The sequence below is a fragment of the Pantoea sp. MT58 genome (assembly GCF_014495885.1).
In the GTDB taxonomy this organism is placed as follows: domain Bacteria; phylum Pseudomonadota; class Gammaproteobacteria; order Enterobacterales; family Enterobacteriaceae; genus Pantoea; species Pantoea eucalypti.
Map to the genome: position 1 here is coordinate 399,335 of NZ_CP061084.1, position 19,855 is coordinate 419,189.

Annotated in this window: 22 protein-coding genes; 10 read left to right on the top strand and 12 right to left on the bottom strand. The window is 52.0% G+C overall.

Going from position 1 to position 19,855, the window contains the following annotated elements; all coding sequences use genetic code 11:
- Positions 1 to 162 precede the first annotated feature (162 nt).
- From IAI47_RS20770 to IAI47_RS20780, 3 genes are all read left to right on the top strand, one after another.
- The gene (locus IAI47_RS20770) at positions 163 to 855 is read left to right on the top strand and encodes an RraA family protein (RefSeq protein ID WP_008924762.1); all 693 of its coding nucleotides are present in this window, start codon (positions 163 to 165) and stop codon (positions 853 to 855) included.
- Positions 855 to 1,805, top strand: a complete 951-nt coding sequence (locus IAI47_RS20775) for a hydroxyacid dehydrogenase (RefSeq protein ID WP_008924763.1) — start codon at positions 855 to 857, stop codon at positions 1,803 to 1,805. The genes IAI47_RS20770 and IAI47_RS20775 overlap by 1 nt, the downstream gene beginning before the upstream one ends.
- An 89-nt stretch (positions 1,806 to 1,894) precedes the next feature.
- Positions 1,895 to 2,242: a cupin domain-containing protein gene (locus IAI47_RS20780; RefSeq protein WP_008924764.1), complete on the top strand. Its 348-nt coding sequence runs from the start codon at positions 1,895 to 1,897 to the stop codon at positions 2,240 to 2,242.
- 60 nt (positions 2,243 to 2,302) lie between these two features.
- On the opposite strand, the gene IAI47_RS20785 is transcribed toward IAI47_RS20780, so the two are convergent.
- From IAI47_RS20785 to IAI47_RS20835, 11 genes are all read right to left on the bottom strand, one after another.
- Positions 2,303 to 2,746, bottom strand: coding sequence for a GNAT family N-acetyltransferase (locus IAI47_RS20785; protein ID WP_003851605.1), 444 nt, complete (start codon positions 2,744 to 2,746; stop codon positions 2,303 to 2,305).
- A gap of 203 nt (positions 2,747 to 2,949) precedes the next feature.
- The gene (locus tag IAI47_RS20790) at positions 2,950 to 4,119 is read right to left on the bottom strand and encodes a S9 family peptidase (protein ID WP_008924765.1); all 1,170 of its coding nucleotides are present in this window, start codon (positions 4,117 to 4,119) and stop codon (positions 2,950 to 2,952) included.
- 371 nt (positions 4,120 to 4,490) lie between these two features.
- On the bottom strand, positions 4,491 to 5,831 hold the full coding sequence (locus tag IAI47_RS20795; RefSeq protein WP_003851611.1) for an MFS transporter: 1,341 nt from the start codon (positions 5,829 to 5,831) through the stop codon (positions 4,491 to 4,493).
- Positions 5,832 to 6,474: 643 nt separating this feature from the next.
- A complete protein-coding gene (locus tag IAI47_RS20800; protein WP_003851614.1) occupies positions 6,475 to 7,101 on the bottom strand; it encodes a LysE family translocator in 627 nt (208 codons plus the stop codon).
- A gap of 31 nt (positions 7,102 to 7,132) precedes the next feature.
- Entirely contained in the window at positions 7,133 to 8,104 is a 972-nt protein-coding gene (locus tag IAI47_RS20805; RefSeq protein ID WP_003851617.1) for an ornithine cyclodeaminase family protein, read from the bottom strand.
- Between the two features lie 15 nt (positions 8,105 to 8,119).
- Positions 8,120 to 8,665 carry a carboxymuconolactone decarboxylase family protein gene (locus tag IAI47_RS20810; RefSeq protein ID WP_003851618.1) on the bottom strand — a complete coding sequence of 182 codons (546 nt, stop codon included), beginning with the start codon at positions 8,663 to 8,665 and terminating at the stop codon, positions 8,120 to 8,122.
- 3 nt (positions 8,666 to 8,668) lie between these two features.
- A complete protein-coding gene (locus tag IAI47_RS20815; protein WP_187961287.1) occupies positions 8,669 to 9,256 on the bottom strand; it encodes a bacilysin biosynthesis protein BacA in 588 nt (195 codons plus the stop codon).
- A gap of 21 nt (positions 9,257 to 9,277) precedes the next feature.
- Positions 9,278 to 10,249: a branched-chain amino acid transaminase gene (locus IAI47_RS20820; RefSeq protein WP_003851622.1), complete on the bottom strand. Its 972-nt coding sequence runs from the start codon at positions 10,247 to 10,249 to the stop codon at positions 9,278 to 9,280.
- Positions 10,246 to 11,655, bottom strand: a complete 1,410-nt coding sequence (locus IAI47_RS20825) for a phenylacetate--CoA ligase family protein (RefSeq protein WP_008924766.1) — start codon at positions 11,653 to 11,655, stop codon at positions 10,246 to 10,248. The genes IAI47_RS20820 and IAI47_RS20825 overlap by 4 nt, the downstream gene beginning before the upstream one ends.
- 97 nt (positions 11,656 to 11,752) lie before the next feature.
- On the bottom strand, positions 11,753 to 12,175 hold the full coding sequence (locus IAI47_RS20830) for a DUF2000 domain-containing protein (protein ID WP_003851626.1): 423 nt from the start codon (positions 12,173 to 12,175) through the stop codon (positions 11,753 to 11,755).
- A 29-nt stretch (positions 12,176 to 12,204) separates the two neighbouring features.
- On the bottom strand, positions 12,205 to 12,561 hold the full coding sequence (locus IAI47_RS20835; RefSeq protein WP_003851627.1) for a Dabb family protein: 357 nt from the start codon (positions 12,559 to 12,561) through the stop codon (positions 12,205 to 12,207).
- A gap of 161 nt (positions 12,562 to 12,722) precedes the next feature.
- Between IAI47_RS20835 and IAI47_RS20840 the strand changes: the two genes are divergently transcribed.
- Together IAI47_RS20840 and IAI47_RS20845 are read left to right on the top strand one after the other, a co-directional pair.
- The gene (locus IAI47_RS20840) at positions 12,723 to 13,196 is read left to right on the top strand and encodes an Lrp/AsnC family transcriptional regulator (RefSeq protein WP_003851630.1); all 474 of its coding nucleotides are present in this window, start codon (positions 12,723 to 12,725) and stop codon (positions 13,194 to 13,196) included.
- Positions 13,197 to 13,631: 435 nt separating this feature from the next.
- Entirely contained in the window at positions 13,632 to 14,432 is an 801-nt protein-coding gene (locus IAI47_RS20845) for an SDR family oxidoreductase (protein ID WP_008924768.1), read from the top strand.
- Positions 14,433 to 14,607: 175 nt separating this feature from the next.
- On the opposite strand, the gene IAI47_RS20850 is transcribed toward IAI47_RS20845, so the two are convergent.
- The gene (locus IAI47_RS20850; RefSeq protein WP_008924769.1) at positions 14,608 to 15,156 is read right to left on the bottom strand and encodes a TetR/AcrR family transcriptional regulator; all 549 of its coding nucleotides are present in this window, start codon (positions 15,154 to 15,156) and stop codon (positions 14,608 to 14,610) included.
- Between the two features lie 128 nt (positions 15,157 to 15,284).
- Here IAI47_RS20850 and IAI47_RS20855 point away from each other — a divergent pair, with 128 nt between their 5' ends.
- The 5 genes from IAI47_RS20855 (at position 15,285) to IAI47_RS20875 (ending at position 19,836) form a co-directional block, all read left to right on the top strand.
- Positions 15,285 to 16,376, top strand: a complete 1,092-nt coding sequence (locus IAI47_RS20855) for an alkene reductase (protein WP_008924770.1) — start codon at positions 15,285 to 15,287, stop codon at positions 16,374 to 16,376.
- A 67-nt stretch (positions 16,377 to 16,443) separates the two neighbouring features.
- The gene (locus IAI47_RS20860) at positions 16,444 to 17,226 is read left to right on the top strand and encodes an SDR family oxidoreductase (RefSeq protein ID WP_033742925.1); all 783 of its coding nucleotides are present in this window, start codon (positions 16,444 to 16,446) and stop codon (positions 17,224 to 17,226) included.
- Between the two features lie 123 nt (positions 17,227 to 17,349).
- Positions 17,350 to 18,171 carry an oxidoreductase gene (locus IAI47_RS20865; RefSeq protein WP_008924772.1) on the top strand — a complete coding sequence of 274 codons (822 nt, stop codon included), beginning with the start codon at positions 17,350 to 17,352 and terminating at the stop codon, positions 18,169 to 18,171.
- Positions 18,171 to 19,193, top strand: a complete 1,023-nt coding sequence (locus IAI47_RS20870) for an NADP-dependent oxidoreductase (RefSeq protein ID WP_008924773.1) — start codon at positions 18,171 to 18,173, stop codon at positions 19,191 to 19,193. The genes IAI47_RS20865 and IAI47_RS20870 overlap by 1 nt, the downstream gene beginning before the upstream one ends.
- A gap of 166 nt (positions 19,194 to 19,359) precedes the next feature.
- Positions 19,360 to 19,836: a glutathione peroxidase gene (locus IAI47_RS20875; RefSeq protein ID WP_008924774.1), complete on the top strand. Its 477-nt coding sequence runs from the start codon at positions 19,360 to 19,362 to the stop codon at positions 19,834 to 19,836.
- Positions 19,837 to 19,855 lie beyond the last annotated feature (19 nt).

Consider the following 19,855-nt stretch of genomic DNA (forward strand, 5'->3'; position numbering starts at 1 on the left):
CCTGTGTGCGACGGCAGGCAGTTTACCGCGCAATTTGTGATTCACATCGTATTTACATCACAAATGAACGCTTAACACTGGTGCGATCGGAATTAACATAGATATAGTTGTTTTATATTGTACAACATGATTGTACCTGGTAAAACAAACGAGGAATGATTTATGCCTAATGCAGAGAATACCTTTATCAATCGCGACATCATCCGTGTCGCGCCAGAGCTCGTAAAACAGGCTGCGCAGTATCAGGCAGCGATACTCGCTGATGTTGCCGGACGACGTGGAACGCTGCATGGTCGCGTTAAACCTGTCTCCCCGACGATGAAAGTCGCCGGACCGGCAATTACCGTTGAAGTCAGGCCAGGCGATAACCTCGCCATTCACGCCGCACTGGCAATTGCTCAGCCAGGTGATGTGATTGTTGTCGATGGCAAAGGCGATATCAGCTGTGCCTTAATCGGGGAAATTATGTCCACTCAGGCTGAAGCGTCTGGTATCGCCGGAATCATTATTGATGGTGCGGTGCGTGATGCCGATTCACTGAGCGCAAACGGATTCCCGGTTTTCTCTGCAGGCTTGAATCCCTGCGGCCCGACTAAATCTGTTGCGGGACGCGTTAACTTCCCTGTTTCTGTGGCGGGCGCAGCCATTCAGCCAGGCGATCTTGTCATTGGTGATATTGATGGCGTGGTGGTTCTGCCGCGTGAAGCCGTTCCGGTGCTGCTCGAACTGGCACAGAAAAAACTGGATTTTGAGACCGGCCGCATTGCAGCCATTCGTGATGGCGACCTGCGCGCACCCTGGTTAGAGAAATCGCTTCAAATCGCAGGCATGCTGCACGAGGGGGAGACACTGTGATGACAACATCATCTTCCGTCATTCTGGTGACCGGCAACGATCTGGCACCGCAGGCGCTGAATCTGCTGACTGAATTCCGCATCGTTTATGCTGGCAAGCAACCTGACGAAGACACGCTATTCCAGCTCTGCCAGCAGCACAACCCGGTGGGGATTATCGTCCGCTACGGTAAAATCAACGCCCGCATCATGGACGCCGCACCTGCCCTGCGGGTGGTTTCCAAACATGGCAGCGGCATTGACGTTATTGATCAAAAAGCAGCGGCAGAACGCCATATCAGTGTCCAGTCCGCGCCGGGTGCCAACGCAGCGGCCGTGGCCGAGCATACCTGGGCGCTGATTCTGGCCTGCGCCAAATCGGTGATAACGCTGGATCAGCGTATGCGTCAGGGATACTGGGATAAATCCACCCATAAGTCCATTGAGCTGGAAGGCAGAACACTGGGACTGGTGGGGCTGGGCGCAATTGGTGGTCGCGTTGCCCGCATTGGCCGGGCTTTTGGCATGAAGGTTCTCGCCTATGATCCTTTTGCCAAAACCTTCCCTGATGAGTGTGAGTCCTCCTCACTTGACGATTTGCTGCAACAGTCTGACGTCATTTCGCTGCACTGCCCGCTCACCGAACAGACGCGCCAGATGATTAACGCAGAGAAACTGGCGTTGTTTAAAAAAGGCGCCATTCTGGTGAACACCGCACGCGGCGGACTCATTGATGATGACGCGCTGAGCGCGGCGCTGAAGAATGGCACCGTGGCCTGGGCCGCACTGGACAGTTTCCACTCAGAACCCCTCACGGCACCACATATCTGGCAGAATGTTGAGAACGTAATTCTGTCGCCACACATCGGCGGCGTCAGTGATAACTCTTACGTGAAGATGGGCACTGTTGCAGCACGTAACATTCTGGATGTTCTGGCGGTAACGCTTAAGGAAGGAAGTCCAGCAGCGTAATTCTGAGTGTCAAAGATTAGACATGACTCACTCAGTGCTGTATCTCATCCTGAAGGCACTCATTAGATTCAGCTAAAAGGACGATAAGGATGATTTCTAAGGAAAACGCAGAGCACTATGTATGGGGTGAAGAATGCGACGGCTGGTATCTGTTAAATCGCCAGGACATGCTGGTCATTCATGAAAAGATGCCACAAGGCACGTCTGAAAAACGCCACTGGCACGCCGTCTCAAGACAATTTTTCTTTGTACTCAGTGGTGTTCTTACCATGGAGTCAGAGGGTGAGAAACATGACATCAAGGCTCAGCAAGGACTCGAAATCCCGCCGGGAGCAAAGCATCAGGCCAGAAATGACACCGGGTTCCCGGTGGAATTTCTTGTGATTTCGCATCCATCAACCCGTGGCGATCGTGCTGACCTCCCTGAAAACGGCTGACAACTCATGAAAGCGTGCTACCGATTATCTTCTCTTCAGGTCAGCGTTGTGAGGATCTGATTAACCTTCAGTAGCCAGTGTTCTCAGGGAGTCACCCTGCAGAGAATAACTCACGATACTGTCGTTGATCTTTCCGCCGAGTGACTGGTAAAAACGGTTTGCCCGATGGTTGGATTTTTCCGCGTTCCAGCTCAGGCTGAGACACGCCTGCTTAAGGGCAAGTTGCGCCATAAACTGCATGAGTGATTTACCAATCCCTTTGCCTCTCTCATGTTGAGAGACGAAAAGTTCTTTGATGTGAAACTCACCGCTATACCGGGGAGAAGGATAAAGAATAGTGCAGCAGGCCAGCCCAACGATGTGGGTACCACAGCGCGCCCTGATGACCTGTGTGCCAGAGAGTGTGCTGAACAGTTGAGTATGAAGATAGTTTTTCAACAGTGACTCATGAATAATTCCTTTACCGTAATAGTATTCTTCCATTTCAGTAAAAATGTTCACCATTGATTCCCATTCCTCTGGAGGACACAGTTCTGCAATTACTTCCACATCTATTCCTTTTTTGCCTATTAAACATCCCGGTCATGGGAAGGTGTCTTTATTAAGCCGTACACCCTTCCCGTAAACCTGATTAATGAGAATACACCGCAATATGCAGAGACGTTCATTCCACCCGAGGAATCACGTTACTGACCCATTTAATTTTATCACGGCATGAGGGTGTTATTGACAGCATAAATCCTGCACTTCACATTCGCGGTATGCTCATGCATCTGACAGTTGCTAAGCGCCCTCGCAGCAGCATCTTCCGTTGTGCGCGCCCGGTAAGACACTCCCCAATCACCTCTGACATCGGTAGCAAATGCTTTTTCATAAAGCTGTGCAGATTCATATTTTCTGAATGCTAAGGTTCCTGAGGCGCTATTGAGAGTCTGCGGCAGAGGCAGTCTTTCAATGCGTGTCGCCACTATCGCCTTGTATGCCAACCGCTGTTTCTGAAGAAATTCAGCGACAGGATGCCACCAGAAATCTTCAGGTGCGGATTCTATAAAAGTATGACCGTTAGTATCATAAGGTGGCATCACGATAAAGCTGGCGAGACCACCTGCTGAAGTATAAGAATGGAAAAAAGAGATGCCGGTGAAAGGCGGGAATAATGTGTCGTTTTGCGAATAGAGCCAAAGCGAAGGAATGCGCGAAGTGGCGCCCATGGAAGCAAAGCTTTTAAGTAACCCGGCTCTGTCACACAACGACCCACCCTTTCCGGCACCCCGCCCGCCGTCAAAGTTGATGATTGCCTGAACCCCTTTTGGCTGGCGGGCCCCCGTGGCCAGGACGCCAAAACCCCCCGCTGACATCCCGGCGAGAATGGCTGAATGATGGGATGCCCAGGGCTCATGCGTGATAGCGTTGAGCGCTCCCAGCAGGTCGTCAGCATCCCGTTTTCCGGCAAGATCATGCCGCGGCTCAACACAGGTACTGCCGGTATATTCAGCACCGCCGCTTGAATACCCGTAACCTTCACGCATAACGACCACCGCCGCATAGCCGTGCCGGGCGAATGCCAGTGCCATTCCTGACATCCAGTTCGGGTTCATTTCCAGCCGATCGAACTCAGCCGTCTCCGCCGTGCCGTGGGTGATAAGGGCAACAGGCCAGCGTTTATCTCCGGCGGGTCGCGTCACGAAAGCTTCCAGGAGTGCTGGCTTACCCTCTGGTAAAGTCACAGGTAGCATGAGTGGCTCTCTGACAAGACCGTTAATCTGCTGGTTTTCTTCAGCGTTAACCGCGTTCGCATTGGGTATGGAAACTGCCAGCCCTAACGTCAATATAACTATAAGCCCGCATGCTGAATGATTCAGAGAGGATGTAAACACGTTTAGCGGCTCCGTATATCCATTTTAATTGGATAAACTAGCCTGAGATTGTTTAAGTCAGTAGTGATGAGGAAAGGAATTTTCTTGTCAGATTGTTACTGATCTCTTTCTGGACGAGGATGAGTGTCAGATCGTTTTGTCGTCGTTTCAGCGCAGGTTCATGTGCACTTCTCTCAGACTTTTTAAAACCCGCCAGAAGGATGTGCAGCAGTATTGTGTTGCTGGTTTCATCATGCACTTTAGCGTTGAGGCTATCAGGCAGTTCTCACTGGTTGAGGTGTCTGCAGCAAGCGGCGCGTTAGTTACGAGGATAAAAAGCCGGGCGGTGTGACCAGCAGACATTTTGATTAATGTCTGCTGGCCTGGTGAGATTATTTGCCGACTGGCGAAGCGTTATTCTCAACGTTAATCGCCGACTCTTTTTTACGGCCCATGACCAGCACAGCGATACCTCCAGCACCGCAGAGGATAGCCAGTGGTACCATGGCAAGAGTATGACTGCCGGTCGCCTGATTAATAATGCCGTAAACGTTAACCATCAGTCCTCCCCCAATCAGATTGGCCACCGCGCCGATTGCAGCAAGGCCCGCAGCAGCGGTAGTGGATGACATCCACCCCGATGCCAGTGCCCAGAAAGGCCCTTTCATCGAATACGCGCCGATCAGAACCAGCGACAGGATGACAACGCTGCCGGTCAGACTATTGGTGATGAAGGCGGACAGCAAACCACCCGCAATCAGAAACAGCGTTAACGCGGTGTGCCAGCGACGCTCGCCGCTGCGGTCAGAACTTCTGCCCCAGACAATCATAAGAACCGATGCCAGACCATATGGAATTGCATTGATCAAACCGGTGGTCAGGTTATCCAGACCAAACGATTTAAGCAGTTGCGGAGACCAGACGCTTAGCGTTGAGCCTGCCGCAGACGCACCTGCATAGATCAGCGCCATTACCCAGATATGTTTGTGACGCAGCAATTGCCAGAGAGAGATGTGACCAATGGCTTTCTTCTTCGCATTTTCAGCTTCAAGGGTGCTGTTCAGCCACGCTTTTTGTTCCTCATTTAACCAGCTGGCACTGGTGGGACGATTGCTTAATACGAAGAAAGCCGCAATCCCCAGAATCACCGCAGGAATGCCTTCCAGGATGAATAGCCAGTGCCAGCCACGCATGCCCAGCCAGCCATCCAGTGATAGAATCAGACCAGAAATTGGCGATCCAACAAAATTCGCTGCAGGAATAGCCACCATGAAAGTCGCAATCACGCGGGCACGGTACTTACCGGGGATCCAGTATGTCAGATACAGAATCACGCCCGGGAAAAATCCTGCCTCCGCGGCCCCCAGTAGAAAGCGCAGTACATAGAGGGTATTGGCGCTCTCTACAAAGGCGGTACAAACCGAGATGATGCCCCACGACACCATAATGCGGGAGATCCAGATTTTTGCGCCTATTTTCTGCATGGCGAGGTTGCTGGGAACCTCGAACAGGAAGTAACCGACGAAAAACAGACTGCTCGCAAAACCAAATACCGCTTTCGACAGTCCTAAATCTTCGTTCATCTGTAACGAAGCCATACCAATGTTGCCGCGATCGATAATGGCAATCAGATAACAAATAATCAGGAAGGGCAAAATGCGCCAGACCACCTTCTTAACGGTCTGCTGCTCAATATCGGCAGAGAAAGTCGTGATGTGCTGTTTTTCAGACATGATGATCCTCACAATTTTTTCATCACTTAACGCGCTAAGCGCAAAGTGCCTTGTTGTACTCAGTACAACATTAATGTACTCAGTAAAACTATTATCACGATAAAAAATCATCTCCGCCGGAAGATGTAATCAGGTTGTGTTATTTGTCACAGAAAAGTATGAGGCAGTTTTAGTTTATGTGACGGGCATGCCGTAAATGAGCAGGCAGCGGGGAATCTCTGGCGCTGATTAACGGTAATCGTCAGGAGGGACGCTGATCGTCGCGAAAGGGAAGCAGAGGTTAAGTAACGCAGGCCTGCGGAGGACGGTTAACTTCCATGAGGGTGAGTCGGTGAACTGCTGCGGGGCTTATCACCCTCCAGCTGCTGCGCTGGCAGCGGCCAGAGAAACCGTGCAGCGTTAACTATGTGTTATCTCGCAGCCGCAAGCTGCTGTCCGTTTCCCGCAGCATTCAGGCTGTGCAGCCTAGCCCCCCTGCAGCCTGACGGCCACCGGCGTGGCGTTAAGCGATCAGGCTGATATCAAGGCGACAGGTCAGCCGCACGTCTTACCGCCCCTGCCGCTGACCGTCGGGTTCGCAACTGCCGCCAATCCCGGACAGACGTGCCAGTCCGCCCCTGCCGGCAGGCGGAGCCACCGGATTTTACAGCGTCTTAATGACCATGCCTGCCGCGGCCAGCATCATAATGAAACCGGCCGATCGGAAAAGGCGTCGTTGCGCTTTTTCGCTGGTGAGGAGGTGGCGTATTCTGAGCGCCGCCAGAATGAAAACTGCGCCAATACAGAGCAGGACAAATACGGTTAGTGGCACCAGCATTCCCCCCCACATCTGCAACGAGACATTATCCAGCGAGATCACCAGAGGTAATATCGCCATATAGAAAGCGATGGTCTTCGGATTGCCCAGCGTAATCGTCAGCCCGGAAAACCACGCCGATGCCAGTTCCCGTTTTGTCGCTTTCTGATTGATGTTTATCGCCTGCGGCTGGTGGCACCAGAACTGCCATGCCAGCACGCATAAATAGAGTGAAGCAGCCCAGTTAATCAGCGTAAAAATGGAGGTGTAGTTGTGCGCGATTACCGCCAGACCAAAGACGGCAATCGATAAATAGATCAAATCCCCAAGAATGAGGCCAGCCAGCATCGTAAAGCCGGTCATCAGACCGCCACTGACGCTACGGGCGACTAATGCGGTCATCCCCGGCCCCGGAATGGCGGCCGCGAGTCCCAATGCAGCCATGTAAGAGAGTATCTGAGCAGTTCCTGACATAGTGATTCCTGTCGAAAGAGAGGGCGAAAAGTTATTTCAGCGTATTGTTCATAGCGGACCGGCTTCCGGCGACGATAGCCCGGGCAAAAACCAGATCCTGCACGGCAAGCCCCACGGACTTAAACAGCGTTCTCTGTGACACAGGGAGGTCAGGACGATCGCCTGAGGTCAGCAGGGTGCCTATTTCCGTGCCTGAAGCGTCCTGAAGTAATAATCCTTGCTGTTTTGCCTTAAGTAGGCAGGAGGAGGCGTTCCAGACGGCCTCTCTGGAATCCAAATACAGATTGACCGCCGTGTAGATATCTGGCGCCACTTCCTGAAAGCCGGGGGCAGACGCCCCCACGGCATTGATATGACAGCGCGCAGGCAGATCGCTGGCGCGAAGAAACGGTGCTTTTGCCGCTGTCACCGTACAAATGATATCCGCCTGAGCGATGGCCTGAGCAGGCGTTTCCGCAACCGTAACGGGCAGCCCGGAATAGTGCTGACACCACGCTGCAAACTGCGCCGCGCCAGCCCGGCTTCTTCCCCAGACTGAGATATACGTGATTGCACGAACGGCCATGATCATCTGAACATGTTTTCGCGCCTGAACCCCTGTTCCCAGGATTGCCAGATGGCTTGCGTTCTGGTGAGCAAGCAGGTCCGTAGCCAGTGCAGATGCGGCGGCTGTGCGTAATTCTGTCACAGACGCGGCATCAACCAGCACGATATCGCCCTCATCAGTGGCATCGTAAAGCAGGATACACCCCTCATGGGACGTAGACTGATTGTGATGATTGAAATCGACTCTGACTGTTTTGAGCCCGAATCCCGCATAGGGGCCATCCTCAATGTAAGCGGGCATGGTGCCCATCAGGGAACCCTGCTCAGAAGCGATAACACTCCGCAAAGTCTGTTTAACTTTGCCCCTGCTCATCAGGGTAAACGCCTCCCGGCTCAACTGCAGGCATGTCGCAGACGATAAAATCTGCTCAACCTGCTCACGATGGATAAATTGCATGGTGAATGTCCGTGGTTATCGCGACGAAAAGGTCTGAAAATGCGGTTCGATTTGGGTATCTGCCATGCTGTTAAGCAGCGTTGACATGGTTTTCTGGGCGACCCCAAGCACCACATCCAGCGCATTTTGCTGGCTGTACCCTGCAGCCAGAAGCGCCTTAACCGCGTTGTGCGATATCTGACCCTGAGCCAGAGCAACGTCGCGGGTAAAGTGGTATAACGCAGCCAGCTTCGCCGGCAGGGCTTCAGGTTGCTCAGTCAGCCTGCTCAGGATGTCGGCCGATACACCTTTATGCTGCGCAATCCAGCTATGCGCCTGAACCGTATAGGCGCACTGATTGAGCAGCCCTGTGGTGATCCAGACAACGGCCCGCTCCTCTTCTGTCAGCGAGCACTGAGAGAAGGCGTCATGGGCGAACTGGTAAGAAGCGAGCAGTGCGGGCGACTCTGCCATGAACGCACTTTGCCAGGGAATCCAGCCGAAACCGTCAATGGAGCTTTGCAGCAAAGGGCGGCTGGCAGCGGGTGCACTTTCAAGTGTGTGCATTTTAAACATTGTCATTTTTTATCCTTTACGAATCGTTGAGGCGAAAACAGACCAGGGCATATGTATCGGGCGGGTGCGCGAAATAAAATTAAGGTTATGCAGTCTGGCGGCAATTTCTGTTGTTAACGCAATATCCACTTCACCGCAGGCCACCGCCTGTGCTGCCGCGCTGGTAGAAGACATCTCAACAATCTTTGCAATACGTAATCCGGCCGGGAGTAATTCGGCAATCAATGGAACAGGCGCCGGATGAGAGGCAACCGTCAAAGGCCTGTCCGGTAAAACCCTGTTAGCAACCAGCCCATAAAGAGGCGTGTCATAAAGGAATGTTGCTAAGAGTTTCAGACGGGTGTCCATATAAAAATCGTTAATTTTAGGGTACGCATTGGCGACAATTAATAACCCGTTCTCTTCATCAATATTTTTTCTTGCCAGTTCATAGGAGTCATCAAGATGAATCGTATGAGAGCTGTCAGAATAATGATCACCCATCCAGCGATGGAAAAATTGTGAGGCATATTCGCTGCTTGTTCCTGAAGGGCCTAAAGTATGAATGGGATAATTCACAACATGCGTTAAGCCCATATCCATAAAATGATGGCGCATCTTTTCACCTAAATTAATGAATTAACAGACAGGGGTCAGCCAGTGATTAAAGGCAGTTAACTGACCGCGGACTAACTTTTCATACAGACCTTTAACAGACAGGGAAATACTTTTCTCATCCATGCTATTCAGCTTGCGATGGTCGATCTGAATGACAGGCGATATTTCGACGCCCGTGCCTGTTAAAAAACATTCGTCCGCCGTCAGGAGTTCTGAAGGCAATATATCCCGTTGCTCGACACGCAGATCAAGGCAGGTTGTAGCCAGTTCAATGACGGTGCTGCGGGTAATACCCTCCAGAATATGAGCGGTAACCGGCGGAGTAATGAGCGTCCTGTTTTTCACAATAAACACGTTGGATGTGGTCGCTTCGGCAACGTAACCGTGGTGGTTAAGCATTATGGCGTCATCATATCCGCCACGATGAGCCGCCTCCATTGCCAGAGCCGAATTGACGTAGCTGCCGGTAATTTTAGCCCGCGCGGGAATAGAATTATCGGCAATGCGACGCCAGCCTGAAACCGTACACTTCACCCCCCCCTGCTTTATATAGGCGCGCATATTCAGACTATTAACCGAAAGCCCGCTACTGACGCCGGAGAGCTTTACGCCAAATCCGGTGCCAGGTAAAAGATGACGTTTATATGCTATCGGTCGGATATAGCAGTCGTCTTCGACATCATTTTTTTTCAGAAGCGCCAGCGTTAACGCCTTTAACGCCTGAGGTTCGGGTAGATCATCAATCAGCAGTAATAAGGCTGACTGAATCAGCCGGTTAATATGATCGTCCAGACGGAACACATTAACGGTGTTATCAGCATGATGCGCGTAACCACGAATACCTTCGAACACAGCGGTGCCATAATTGAAGGCCTGGGTGGTAACCGGTAACAGCGCGCTATCGGCGGTAATAAACTCGCCGTTGAGGTAGCTCCATAGATGGTGAGGCGACCGGGTTTCATCACGTTTATCAGCGTCACTGATTGTCATCATTCAAATCCCCGATTAATCAGCGCAAGTGCCGCGTCACGATCGCTGTTATCTGCCGCCGGACGCAGGTCATGAATACGTGCCGCTTTCCAGCTCACCATTGCAGAGGTGCCGGTTACGCGACTGGTTTCGCCATCAATCAGGTGAATGCTGACACCGGCAATGTTCTGTTCAATATGCCGTTTGACGTTGCTGAGTAACGAAGAAACATCGGCTTGCCGGTTAAACATCTCCACCGTGATGTTGAGCACATCTCTCCCTTCGCGGTTGTCAATCTGGATAGCGTAATCCAGACAGCCTTCCAGTTTTTCAAGAAGCGCGGCTTCAAGGTCCCAGGCACAGTAAGCCTGCCCGTTGAGCGTCAGGACATCGCGAACACGACCAATCGGCACAATTTTCTGGCTGCCATCCGGCATCAAGGTTGACCGTACCATGTCACCGGTACGGTAACGGATTAGCGGTTTCTGGCCCTTATAGAGATGCGTGATGACTAACTCACCTACCCCCTGTCCCGTGGTGATGTCACAGGCTGCGCCACTGAAAGGGTTGATAATCTCGTAGTAGTTGTTCAGCGGGACGGTGTAGAGGTGACTATCCTGTGCGCACACGGCAAGAATAGAAGACTCCTGTGAGGCATACATACAGCTATAGACTTTTGCCCCCCAGATCTCACCTATGTTTCTTAACAGAGGTGGCGTGGTCAATTCACCCACGGTAAGAATCAGCTTCACGCTGGTTGCCGATGGGTCCCCGCCCGAATCTTTAATGAAACGCGCTACAGCAATCGCCACGGCGGGCGTACAGACCAGTGCGGTTATCTGCAGTTCATTAATTAATGCCATTACCCGCTTCATTCCCACGACGGGCGAACGCGGCCACATTTTGACGACGCTGTAACCCAGACTGCGGAATACATCCTCGAAGGTATCCCCGGTCGAATGAAGTTCTGTTGGCCCCATGACGCCCACCACATGATGGGGCGCAATTTGCTCAAAGATATTACGGTAATGAATAATCAGAGGCGTATTATTATGCACCGAATCGGTTTCATTACGCGGGCACGGCGTCGGCTTCCCCGTTGTGCCTGTCGTTTCGTAATAAATCCAGCTCTGATGAAGGGGGGCAGATGCCAGCGCTGCGCCTTGCATTCTCAGATCATCTTTAGTCGTGAACGGAAGAGACGTGAGACCAGCGGTAGTTAATGATTCAATATCGAAAGACGTTAAACCTTTAAAATGCTCGCGATAAAAGGGTGAATGCTCTGCAACATATTTCACCACTTCTCGCAGTTTATTATTCTGATGAAGACCAAGCTCATTCAGGCTGATATTACCCGCATGGAAGGCGCTATGCAGATAATAAACCTCCTTCGCCTGCGCGATGACTCGTTCTTTAAAAATAGCGTACATCTTCTCTTCCTTAGTCAGGATAAATTAAAATAAAAACAGGCAGGCATGCAGGGTGAGATCGCTATGCGATCGGCTGCTTAACGCGCTTTAAGATGATTTATTTGTAGAGCGGCAGATTCCCTGTCATTCGGGTCAGCTTCTTTTTAGGCCCGATAATGCCAATGGCGACCAGCTCAATATTCTCGCTTTTCACAGACGAAATTCTTTCGCCATACTCTTCATAGGTTTTACACGACTGTGCCAGTGCGCTGAATGGCATGACATACATCTCATCATCACTTTCAGCACTGGCCTGTAATTCATGCAGATAATCACCTGAAGCCAGTAGTACCGGGAGAGGCGCGTAAATAACACCGGGGTAATTGACTTCATCGAGGCTTTGCATATCAGGTCCAACGAGATTATCGACCGTGCGTCCAAAACTGATTCCGATAACGCTTGCTGCGTTCATGGCAAGACCGGCCGGGAGATCTTTATCAATAATAATCGTACAGCGATGCTGACTGGCGTCGAACTTCATCGTAATTCCTCACTTCTCTGGAATGGATCTTAATGTGCGTGCGAAAGCGTATTCAGTACAGAGAGCAAACCACGGTTTAATGTAAAGTCGCCGGGAAATTCAATATCAACCACCTTCCAGTCCGCAATATATTTCCATTTGGCGACGCCTTTCTGATGGTCAGGGTGGATAATATAGGCGTTCAAATCTTCGCGGTTCTCAAACAGGCCAATTACGACAAAATCCGCTGCGATGTCGCGTCGGGTGATATTCCTGCCACAGCTCCAACCTTTTATTTCATTAATATGATCCGGGTGAGCACGCGTGGCTCTCTCTGCATCAATAGTCTCCAGGGATGACCAACTCCACGGACTTTTCAGCGTAAACATGACGATGTGCATTAACATAGGATCCGTTCATTCCTTGTTCCGTTGATAATATTCATTAGAAAGATGAATGTATTATGCCGTAGCGGGGCAGAAAATTGTTACCTATATCATTTACCCGATGCGGATAATTAGGTAAAAATAACCCTCTAAAGCCTCTCTGTAGAAAGGAGTTTTCCCGCATGGCCCTTAGCCCGACAGATATGAAAATACTTGAAATCCTGCAGGATGATGCGCGCGTGACGAACCAGGTGCTGGCAGAGAAAATAAGCCTTTCAGCCTCGCCGTGCTGGCGCAAAGTCCGCAAGCTGGAAGAAGATGAAGTCATTCAGGGCTACCGTGCTGTACTTGACCGCAAAAAAATTGGTCTGGGCGTGATGGTTTTCATCCGGGTCGTCATTGACAGTCACAGCGAAGCCGAGGCCCGAAAATTTGAAGAGGAAGTGACTGCGCTGGAGGATGTGGTGGCCTGCTACAGTATCGGTGGCGATGCTGACTTCCTCCTGCAGGTGGTGGCGTCAGATCTCGACTCCTACGCCGATTTTGCCATGTCCGTGGTACGCCGGTTACCCGGCATCAAAGAGATGCAGAGCATGTTTGTGCTGAAGGAGATCAAACCACTCGTGACTTATCCTATTAAGAAAATGCCTGAATAGATGATGACACCGGCCTCGCTGAGGATGGCGGTTTCAGGCCGGGCCCTTTTGCCGGTCGGCCATCGCCGGTTAAGCGGGCGTCCGCTGTCTGCGGCATCAGGGCATTGCCTCCCGGTTACTCAGCTGAGCATCGGGCAGTCAATTGACCTGCCCGCCAGAAAACCTGCCAGGGTGAATCCACATTTCCTGCCCGCAGGCACTGCTCCTGCAAAGCCTGTGCAACGAAGATCCCGTCAGTCAAGCCCGTCATCGCTGCTAATCCTAAATTTCGCATCTATAATTTAGTGACTCAGGCCCAGGCATCGCATCCGGCTGACCCGCTAAGCCGCGTTTGAGTGCCTGAACGTCAACGTGTCAGCGAACAAACGCCATTCCATCCTGCACGATGCCTGCCGGGTTAACGATGCCCATTACTGACTGAATTAAGGAAGCCTCATGATCTTTTCTCTCAAAAATCAGGTTGCGCTGGTCACCGGCGCCAGCTCAGGTCTCGGCTATGCCTGTGCTGAAGCTCTCGCCAGAGAAGGTGCCTGTGTGGTGGTTAACTACCACAGTCAGGCGGAACCGGCAGAGAAACTGGTTGAAAACATCCGTGCAGACGGTGGACGTGCCATCGCAGTTAAAGGAGATGTATCGAAAGAAGCGGAGGTACAGAACCTATTCGACCAGACGATTGCTGAATTTGGCAGACTGGATATCCTGGTCGCAAACTCAGGGCTTCAGAAGGATGCGCCCTCCATTGAGATGACGCTTGAGGACTGGAACACCGTTATTAACGTCAACCTCACCGGCCAGTTCCTGTGCGCGCGCGCTGCGTTGCGACAGTTCCGCAGCCAGGAGCACCGCCCTCACCTCAGCCGCGCGGTGGGAAAAATTATTCATATGAGTTCGGTTCATCAGCTTATTCCCTGGGCCGGACACGTCAACTATGCCGCGTCAAAAGGCGGGGTTGATTTGCTGATGAAAAGCCTGGCACAGGAAGTGGGTGAAGATCGCATCCGCGTTAACTCCGTGGCCCCCGGCGCTATTGCCACGGCCATCAACGAGGAAGCGACGCAGGGCGAGGCAGGCAAAGAGTTATTGAAACTCATTCCTTACGGGCGCATCGGTGCAGCTGAAGACGTGGCGAATGCCGTCGTCTGGCTTGCCAGCGATTTATCTGACTACGTTCATGGGACAACGCTATTTATCGATGGCGGAATGAGCCTGTATCCTGGATTTCGCGACAACGGCTGACCGTGAGTCGCTGGTTCAGGAGATGGACGGCAGGTTTATATCCATCAGCCAGTACGAAATCCGGAACAGGAGGTCCTGATTTCGCACGCCTGCTGCTATAAATTACACGCCAGCAAGCTGAACACTCCCGTCAGTGCGTCGTGGCTTCATACCAGTGGAGCGGAAAAATAGGGACTCAATGTTCATCTTCATCCGGCGTAAGCAAACGCGTCCGGCAGACGTCCAGAATTTCGTCAGCGAGCCCGGAGTTGTCCGGACAGGCCCGCGAAAGCATTATCGCACCCACAAGATGCGCAAGGGTATTGATCAGTTCTGCGCGCGTTGCTTTTTCTGATTCCAGAATAGCCAGTTGCCGTTCAAGCCCGGCCGCAAATGTCTCCTGAATGGATTCAGACTGACGGGCTGCATCAGTCCCCAGAGCCGACATGACACATCCATTTCCTCTATCATCGCGATGCTGTCTGGAAAGATAGTATTCGATAAACGTTTCGCGACTCACACCCTGGGTTTTTTCTGCGGATTGCGCAAAACCGCAGCGCATCGCTTCGGCTAACAGATCAGCTTTAGACCCGAAATGCTTATAAAACCCGCCATGTGTTAATCCTGCGGCTGACATCAGTTCTGCAACGCCTACTCCATCATAACCACGCTCGCGAAAAAGCGCTGACGCGGTTTCAACGACCCGCAACCGGTTTTCACGAACCTGCTCTTTGGACACTTTCATATTTTACCTCCTGACACAGAGCCTGATTATACATTGATTATGATCATAATCAAACCAGTTGACATTAATGATTACGATCATCATCATTAAAGAATTACTTTTGCCCGTTACTTCACCGAGGAATGATCATGACCAATGACGCGCTATTTCAAACTTATGAACTGGGGTCCATCACGCTGGCAAATCGCATAGTGATGGCTCCGCTGACCCGTAACCGGGCCGAAGCAGGACTGGTGCCGGGCGAACTGGCAGCGACTTACTACGCGCAACGTGCCACGGCAGGATTACTGATAACCGAAGCCACGCAGATTTCTGAGCAGGCGCAGGGCTATCAGGATACGCCTGGCATCTACACCCAGGCGCAGATTGACGGCTGGCGGAAAGTGACTGACGCAGTGCATGCGAAAGGTGGGCGCATATTTGTACAGCTATGGCACGTGGGTAGGATTTCACACGTCGATTTACAGCCCGGCGGCGCTGCACCAGTCGCACCCTCGGCCATCCGCGCTGAAACTAAAACCTTTGTGAACAACGGATTCGCTGACGTCTCTGAACCCCGCTCCCTTGAACTGCATGAAATAAACGGGATTGTCGCTGACTTCAAAAAGGCGTCGGCTAATGCCATTGCCGCCGGTTTTGATGGCGTAGAAATACATGGCGCGAATGGCTACCTGCTGGAACAGTTTCTGAAGGATGGTGCCAACCAGCGGACCGATGAATATGGCGGTTCTGTAGAGAATCGTGCGCGCCTGCTGCTGGAAGTCGTGCAGGCCGTCAAAGATGAGATCGGCGCAGAGCGTACGGGCGTTCGCATCTCACCTGTCTCTCCCGCCAATGCGATTTCATGCAGCGATCCACAGCCACAGTATGACTATGTGGCAGACCAGCTTAATGCTTCAGGTATCGCCTATCTGCACGTCGTCGAAGGGGTAACGGGCGGTCCCCGTGATGCAACGGCGTTCGATTACACGTCGCTGCGTCGCCGCTTCAGAAACACCTATATCGCTAATAATGGCTATGACCTGGCACTGGCATCTGAGCATCTTGCACAGGATAAAGCCGATTTATTCGCGTTCGGCCGCCCCTTCATTTCTAACCCTGATTTAGTCGAAAGACTAAAAACGGGCGCGCCTCTGGCCCCTCTCAATCCTGAAACACTGTATGGCGGTGGAGCACAAGGCTATACCGATTATCCGTCACTAAACGATACCAGCGAATAAATTCCTGGGTGTGCTTAACATACTTCGCCGACGGCGATTCTGACCCACTAACAAAGAAGATAAAATGATGAAAAAACCTTCAGTTCTTATCACCGGGGCATCCGCAGGAATTGGTGCGGTCTATGCAGAACGGTTTGCCCGCCGTGGACATGACCTTGTTCTGGTTGCTCGCGACAAAACAAAACTGGAAACCCTTGCGAAACGACTGCAACAGGAACACACCATTTCCGTGGATGTTCTGCCTGCCGATCTGACACAAGCGGGTGATTTAACCACAGTGGAAGCGCGCCTGCGTGAAGATGCGGGGATAGGTATTCTTATCAATAACGCAGGCATCGCTCAGTCCGGCAGTTTTACCGAGCAAACACCGGATTCCATGGAAAAGCTTATCGCCTTAAACGTAACCGCCCTGACGCGACTTGCCAGTGTTGCGGCTACCCGTTTTGCCGACGCCGGAGAAGGTTCAATCGTCAATATCAGTTCAATCGTTGGACTCGCCCCGGAATTTGCTATGACGGTCTACGGCGCAACCAAAGCCTTTGTTCTGTTCCTGTCTCAGGGAATGAACGTAGAGCTGTCATCAAAAGGGATTTATATCCAGGCGGTACTTCCGGCGGGGACTTACACCGAAATATGGAATCGCGCCGGTATCGACATCACTAACGCGCCGAAAATGATGGAAGTCGGCGAACTGGTTGACGCCGCTCTGGCAGGCTTTGACCGCCGCGAGCTCGTGACGATTCCGCCTTTGCATCATGCTGAGCGCTGGGATGTGCTGGATACCGCCCGTCAGGGGCTGCTGTCAGACATCAGACAGGATGAAGCAGCAGATCGCTACAAAACGTTGTAATAAAAGTCATTTCAGCGGAACCCTCCATCGGGGTTCTGCTGAGAGTGAAGCCAATGATTAATCTGCGGCTGCGTCTCTTTTCCTGCAGAAAAATCCAAACGCAAACTTAAGGTCATACTCATCATGACACCAATACGTGTAGCACTTGTGACTGGCGCATCTTCAGGAATTGGCGAAGCCTCTGCTAATAAACTTCTTGCGGCGGGTTATCGGGTCTATGGCACAAGCCGGCGTGGTCCGGCGGCAGGTGAACACGCTTTTCCCTTACTGCCACTGGATGTGACGGATGACGCGTCGGTTAAGGCTACCATTGAGGCGTTAATCCAGCGGGAGGGCCGAATCGACCTTCTCGTGAACAACGCGGGCTTCGGGGTTTCTCCGGCAGCCGCAGAAGAGAGTTCTATTGAGCAGGCGCGGCAGATCTTCGACACCAATTTTATGGGTATTGTAAGAGTGACACGGGCCGTGCTGCCCCACATGCGCCATCAGGGCAGTGGGCGCATTATTAACATCGGTTCGATTCTCGGCATCGTGCCATTGCCCTATGTCGCCCTGTATGCCGCCAGTAAACATGCCGTAGAGGGTTACTCGGGCGCACTCGATCATGAACTGCGCACACAGGGTATCAGGGTCTCCGTCATCGAACCGGCATACATAAAAACGCAGTTTGAAGCTCACAATATAGAACCAGACGCAAAGCTTGAAGCGTACGAACTCATTCGGGCTAAGTTAACGAAGGTGGTCAGTAAGGCAATGGCTACAGCAGAAAGCGCTGAGGTGGTGGCAGAGGTCGTGGTTAACGCGGCGCAGAGCGCACGGCCAAAAGTACGCTATACAGCAGGAACGCTGGCTGCAAAACTCAATTTTATCCGCCGTTTTGCGCCCGCTTCCTTGCTCGACAAAGTTGTGCGAAACAGCCTTCAGCTTGATGCGAGAAATGAATGATGAAAACCCGAACGATGAAAGCTTTTACGTTTAAACGCTACGGAAAATCACCTGAAATGGGGTTTGAAGAGAGCGATTATCCTTCTCACGGCGCTGAAGACATTCTGGTGAAGGTGTATGCCGTAGGTCTGAATCCCATCGATAACATGATCCCTGCGGGAACGTTCAAGCCGGTTTTGCATTTTAAGCTGCCCGCTACGCTCGGCAGCGATCTGGCGGGTGTGGTTGTCGCAACCGGGAGTCGCGTGACGCGCTTTAAGCCGGGTGATGAGGTTTACGCCAGCATTTTCGATACCGGTACGGGTTCTCTGGCCGAGTATGCGCGGGTTCATGAAAGTCACGCCGCAATAAAGCCAAAGAATCTGGATTTCGTTCAGGCGGCTTCGCTTCCGATGGTGAGTCTGACGTCATGGCAGGCATTCACAGAGAGAACCTCTCTGCAGGCGGGACAGAAGGTCTTCATTCCGGCAGGTTCAGGCGGCATCGGCAGCTTTGCGATCCAACTGGCGAAACATCTTGGCGCAAAGACAGGAACGACGACCAGTACGGCTAATGTGGAATGGGTCAGTCGGCTGGGTGCAGATGAAGTGGTTGACTATAAAAAACAGGAATTCGAACAGGTGCTGAGGGATTATGATGTTGTTCTCGGTACGCTCCGTGGGGATGCCATTGAGAAATCCACGCAGATCCTAAAACCCGGTGGGAAAATAGTCTCTCTGATTGGACCTTTAAACGCTGATTTCGCGCGAGCCAGACACCTGAACATCGTTCTGCGGTTAATATTGAGCCTGATGAGCCGTAAGATTGTGCGGCTTACAAAAAAACGTGGCCTGCATTATTCCTTTCATTTTGTGCGTCCCGATGGCAATCAGCTCAGCCATATAGCCAGCCTGATTGAAGCGGAACACATTAAGCCGGTGATCGACAGAGTTTTCCCTTTCACCAAAACTCAGGAGGCGCTTGACTGGCTTCAACAAGGGCGTGCAAAAGGTAAAGTTGTGGTTAAGGTTCAGCAGGAATAGCCCCCGACTCTCATCGGGAGCGAAAGATCATTCTGTACGCTGGCGGCAGAGATTGGCATCAGGATTACGGGTCTGTGAGCGCACTCTCTGCCGGGCACCATCTCCCTCCGCTGTTCGTGCTGTGCTACTGTTGACGCATACCGGGTTTTGCTCAGAGGAGGGTGACATGTCTCCCTTTTATCAATTTAAGGCCGCCAGCCTCAATGGTGAGCTTATCTCAATGAACGACTTCGCAGGCAACGTGGTTCTGGTGGTGAATACCGCCAGCCATTGTGGATTCACGCCCCAATACGCAGGTCTTGAAGACCTCTACAAAAAGTATGCTGCTCAGGGACTGGTGGTGCTGGGATTCCCCTGCAATCAGTTCGGTAAACAGGAGCCCGGCGGAGCCGACGAGATCGCGCAGACATGCCACATCAACTATGGTGCGAGTTTCCCGATGTTCGGCAAGGTAGAGGTTAATGGCGCCGCAGCCCATCCGATTTTTCGGTACCTGAAAGAGGAATTGCCCGGCGTGCTGGGTGGGCGTATTAAATGGAACTTTACTAAGTTCCTTATCGGGCGCGACGGCAAACCGATCAAACGATTTGCCCCAACCACCACGCCCGGGAAAATGGAAGCCGCCATTATTGCTGCCCTTTAAGGGGCTGCATTAAAGGCAT

Excerpts from the sequence above, each read along its gene's own strand:
- IAI47_RS20770 (WP_008924762.1), top strand. The coding sequence starts at position 163 with ATGCCTAATGCAGAGAATACCTTTATCAATCGCGACATCATCCGTGTC.
- IAI47_RS20855 (WP_008924770.1), top strand. The coding sequence starts at position 15,285 with ATGACCAATGACGCGCTATTTCAAACTTATGAACTGGGGTCCATCACG.
- IAI47_RS20860 (WP_033742925.1), top strand. The coding sequence starts at position 16,444 with ATGAAAAAACCTTCAGTTCTTATCACCGGGGCATCCGCAGGAATTGGT.
- IAI47_RS20865 (WP_008924772.1), top strand. The coding sequence starts at position 17,350 with ATGACACCAATACGTGTAGCACTTGTGACTGGCGCATCTTCAGGAATT.
- IAI47_RS20845 (WP_008924768.1), top strand. The coding sequence starts at position 13,632 with ATGATCTTTTCTCTCAAAAATCAGGTTGCGCTGGTCACCGGCGCCAGC.
- IAI47_RS20775 (WP_008924763.1), top strand. The coding sequence starts at position 855 with ATGACAACATCATCTTCCGTCATTCTGGTGACCGGCAACGATCTGGCA.
- IAI47_RS20780 (WP_008924764.1), top strand. The coding sequence starts at position 1,895 with ATGATTTCTAAGGAAAACGCAGAGCACTATGTATGGGGTGAAGAATGC.
- IAI47_RS20870 (WP_008924773.1), top strand. The coding sequence starts at position 18,171 with ATGAAAACCCGAACGATGAAAGCTTTTACGTTTAAACGCTACGGAAAA.
- IAI47_RS20810 (WP_003851618.1), bottom strand. The coding sequence starts at position 8,665 with ATGACAATGTTTAAAATGCACACACTTGAAAGTGCACCCGCTGCCAGC.
- IAI47_RS20785 (WP_003851605.1), bottom strand. The coding sequence starts at position 2,746 with ATGGTGAACATTTTTACTGAAATGGAAGAATACTATTACGGTAAAGGA.
- IAI47_RS20850 (WP_008924769.1), bottom strand. The coding sequence starts at position 15,156 with ATGAAAGTGTCCAAAGAGCAGGTTCGTGAAAACCGGTTGCGGGTCGTT.
- IAI47_RS20800 (WP_003851614.1), bottom strand. The coding sequence starts at position 7,101 with ATGTCAGGAACTGCTCAGATACTCTCTTACATGGCTGCATTGGGACTC.
- IAI47_RS20805 (WP_003851617.1), bottom strand. The coding sequence starts at position 8,104 with ATGCAATTTATCCATCGTGAGCAGGTTGAGCAGATTTTATCGTCTGCG.
- IAI47_RS20795 (WP_003851611.1), bottom strand. The coding sequence starts at position 5,831 with ATGTCTGAAAAACAGCACATCACGACTTTCTCTGCCGATATTGAGCAG.
- IAI47_RS20815 (WP_187961287.1), bottom strand. The coding sequence starts at position 9,256 with ATGCGCCATCATTTTATGGATATGGGCTTAACGCATGTTGTGAATTAT.
- IAI47_RS20820 (WP_003851622.1), bottom strand. The coding sequence starts at position 10,249 with ATGATGACAATCAGTGACGCTGATAAACGTGATGAAACCCGGTCGCCT.
- IAI47_RS20825 (WP_008924766.1), bottom strand. The coding sequence starts at position 11,655 with ATGTACGCTATTTTTAAAGAACGAGTCATCGCGCAGGCGAAGGAGGTT.
- IAI47_RS20835 (WP_003851627.1), bottom strand. The coding sequence starts at position 12,561 with ATGTTAATGCACATCGTCATGTTTACGCTGAAAAGTCCGTGGAGTTGG.
- IAI47_RS20840 (WP_003851630.1), top strand. The coding sequence starts at position 12,723 with ATGGCCCTTAGCCCGACAGATATGAAAATACTTGAAATCCTGCAGGAT.
- IAI47_RS20875 (WP_008924774.1), top strand. The coding sequence starts at position 19,360 with ATGTCTCCCTTTTATCAATTTAAGGCCGCCAGCCTCAATGGTGAGCTT.
- IAI47_RS20830 (WP_003851626.1), bottom strand. The coding sequence starts at position 12,175 with ATGAAGTTCGACGCCAGTCAGCATCGCTGTACGATTATTATTGATAAA.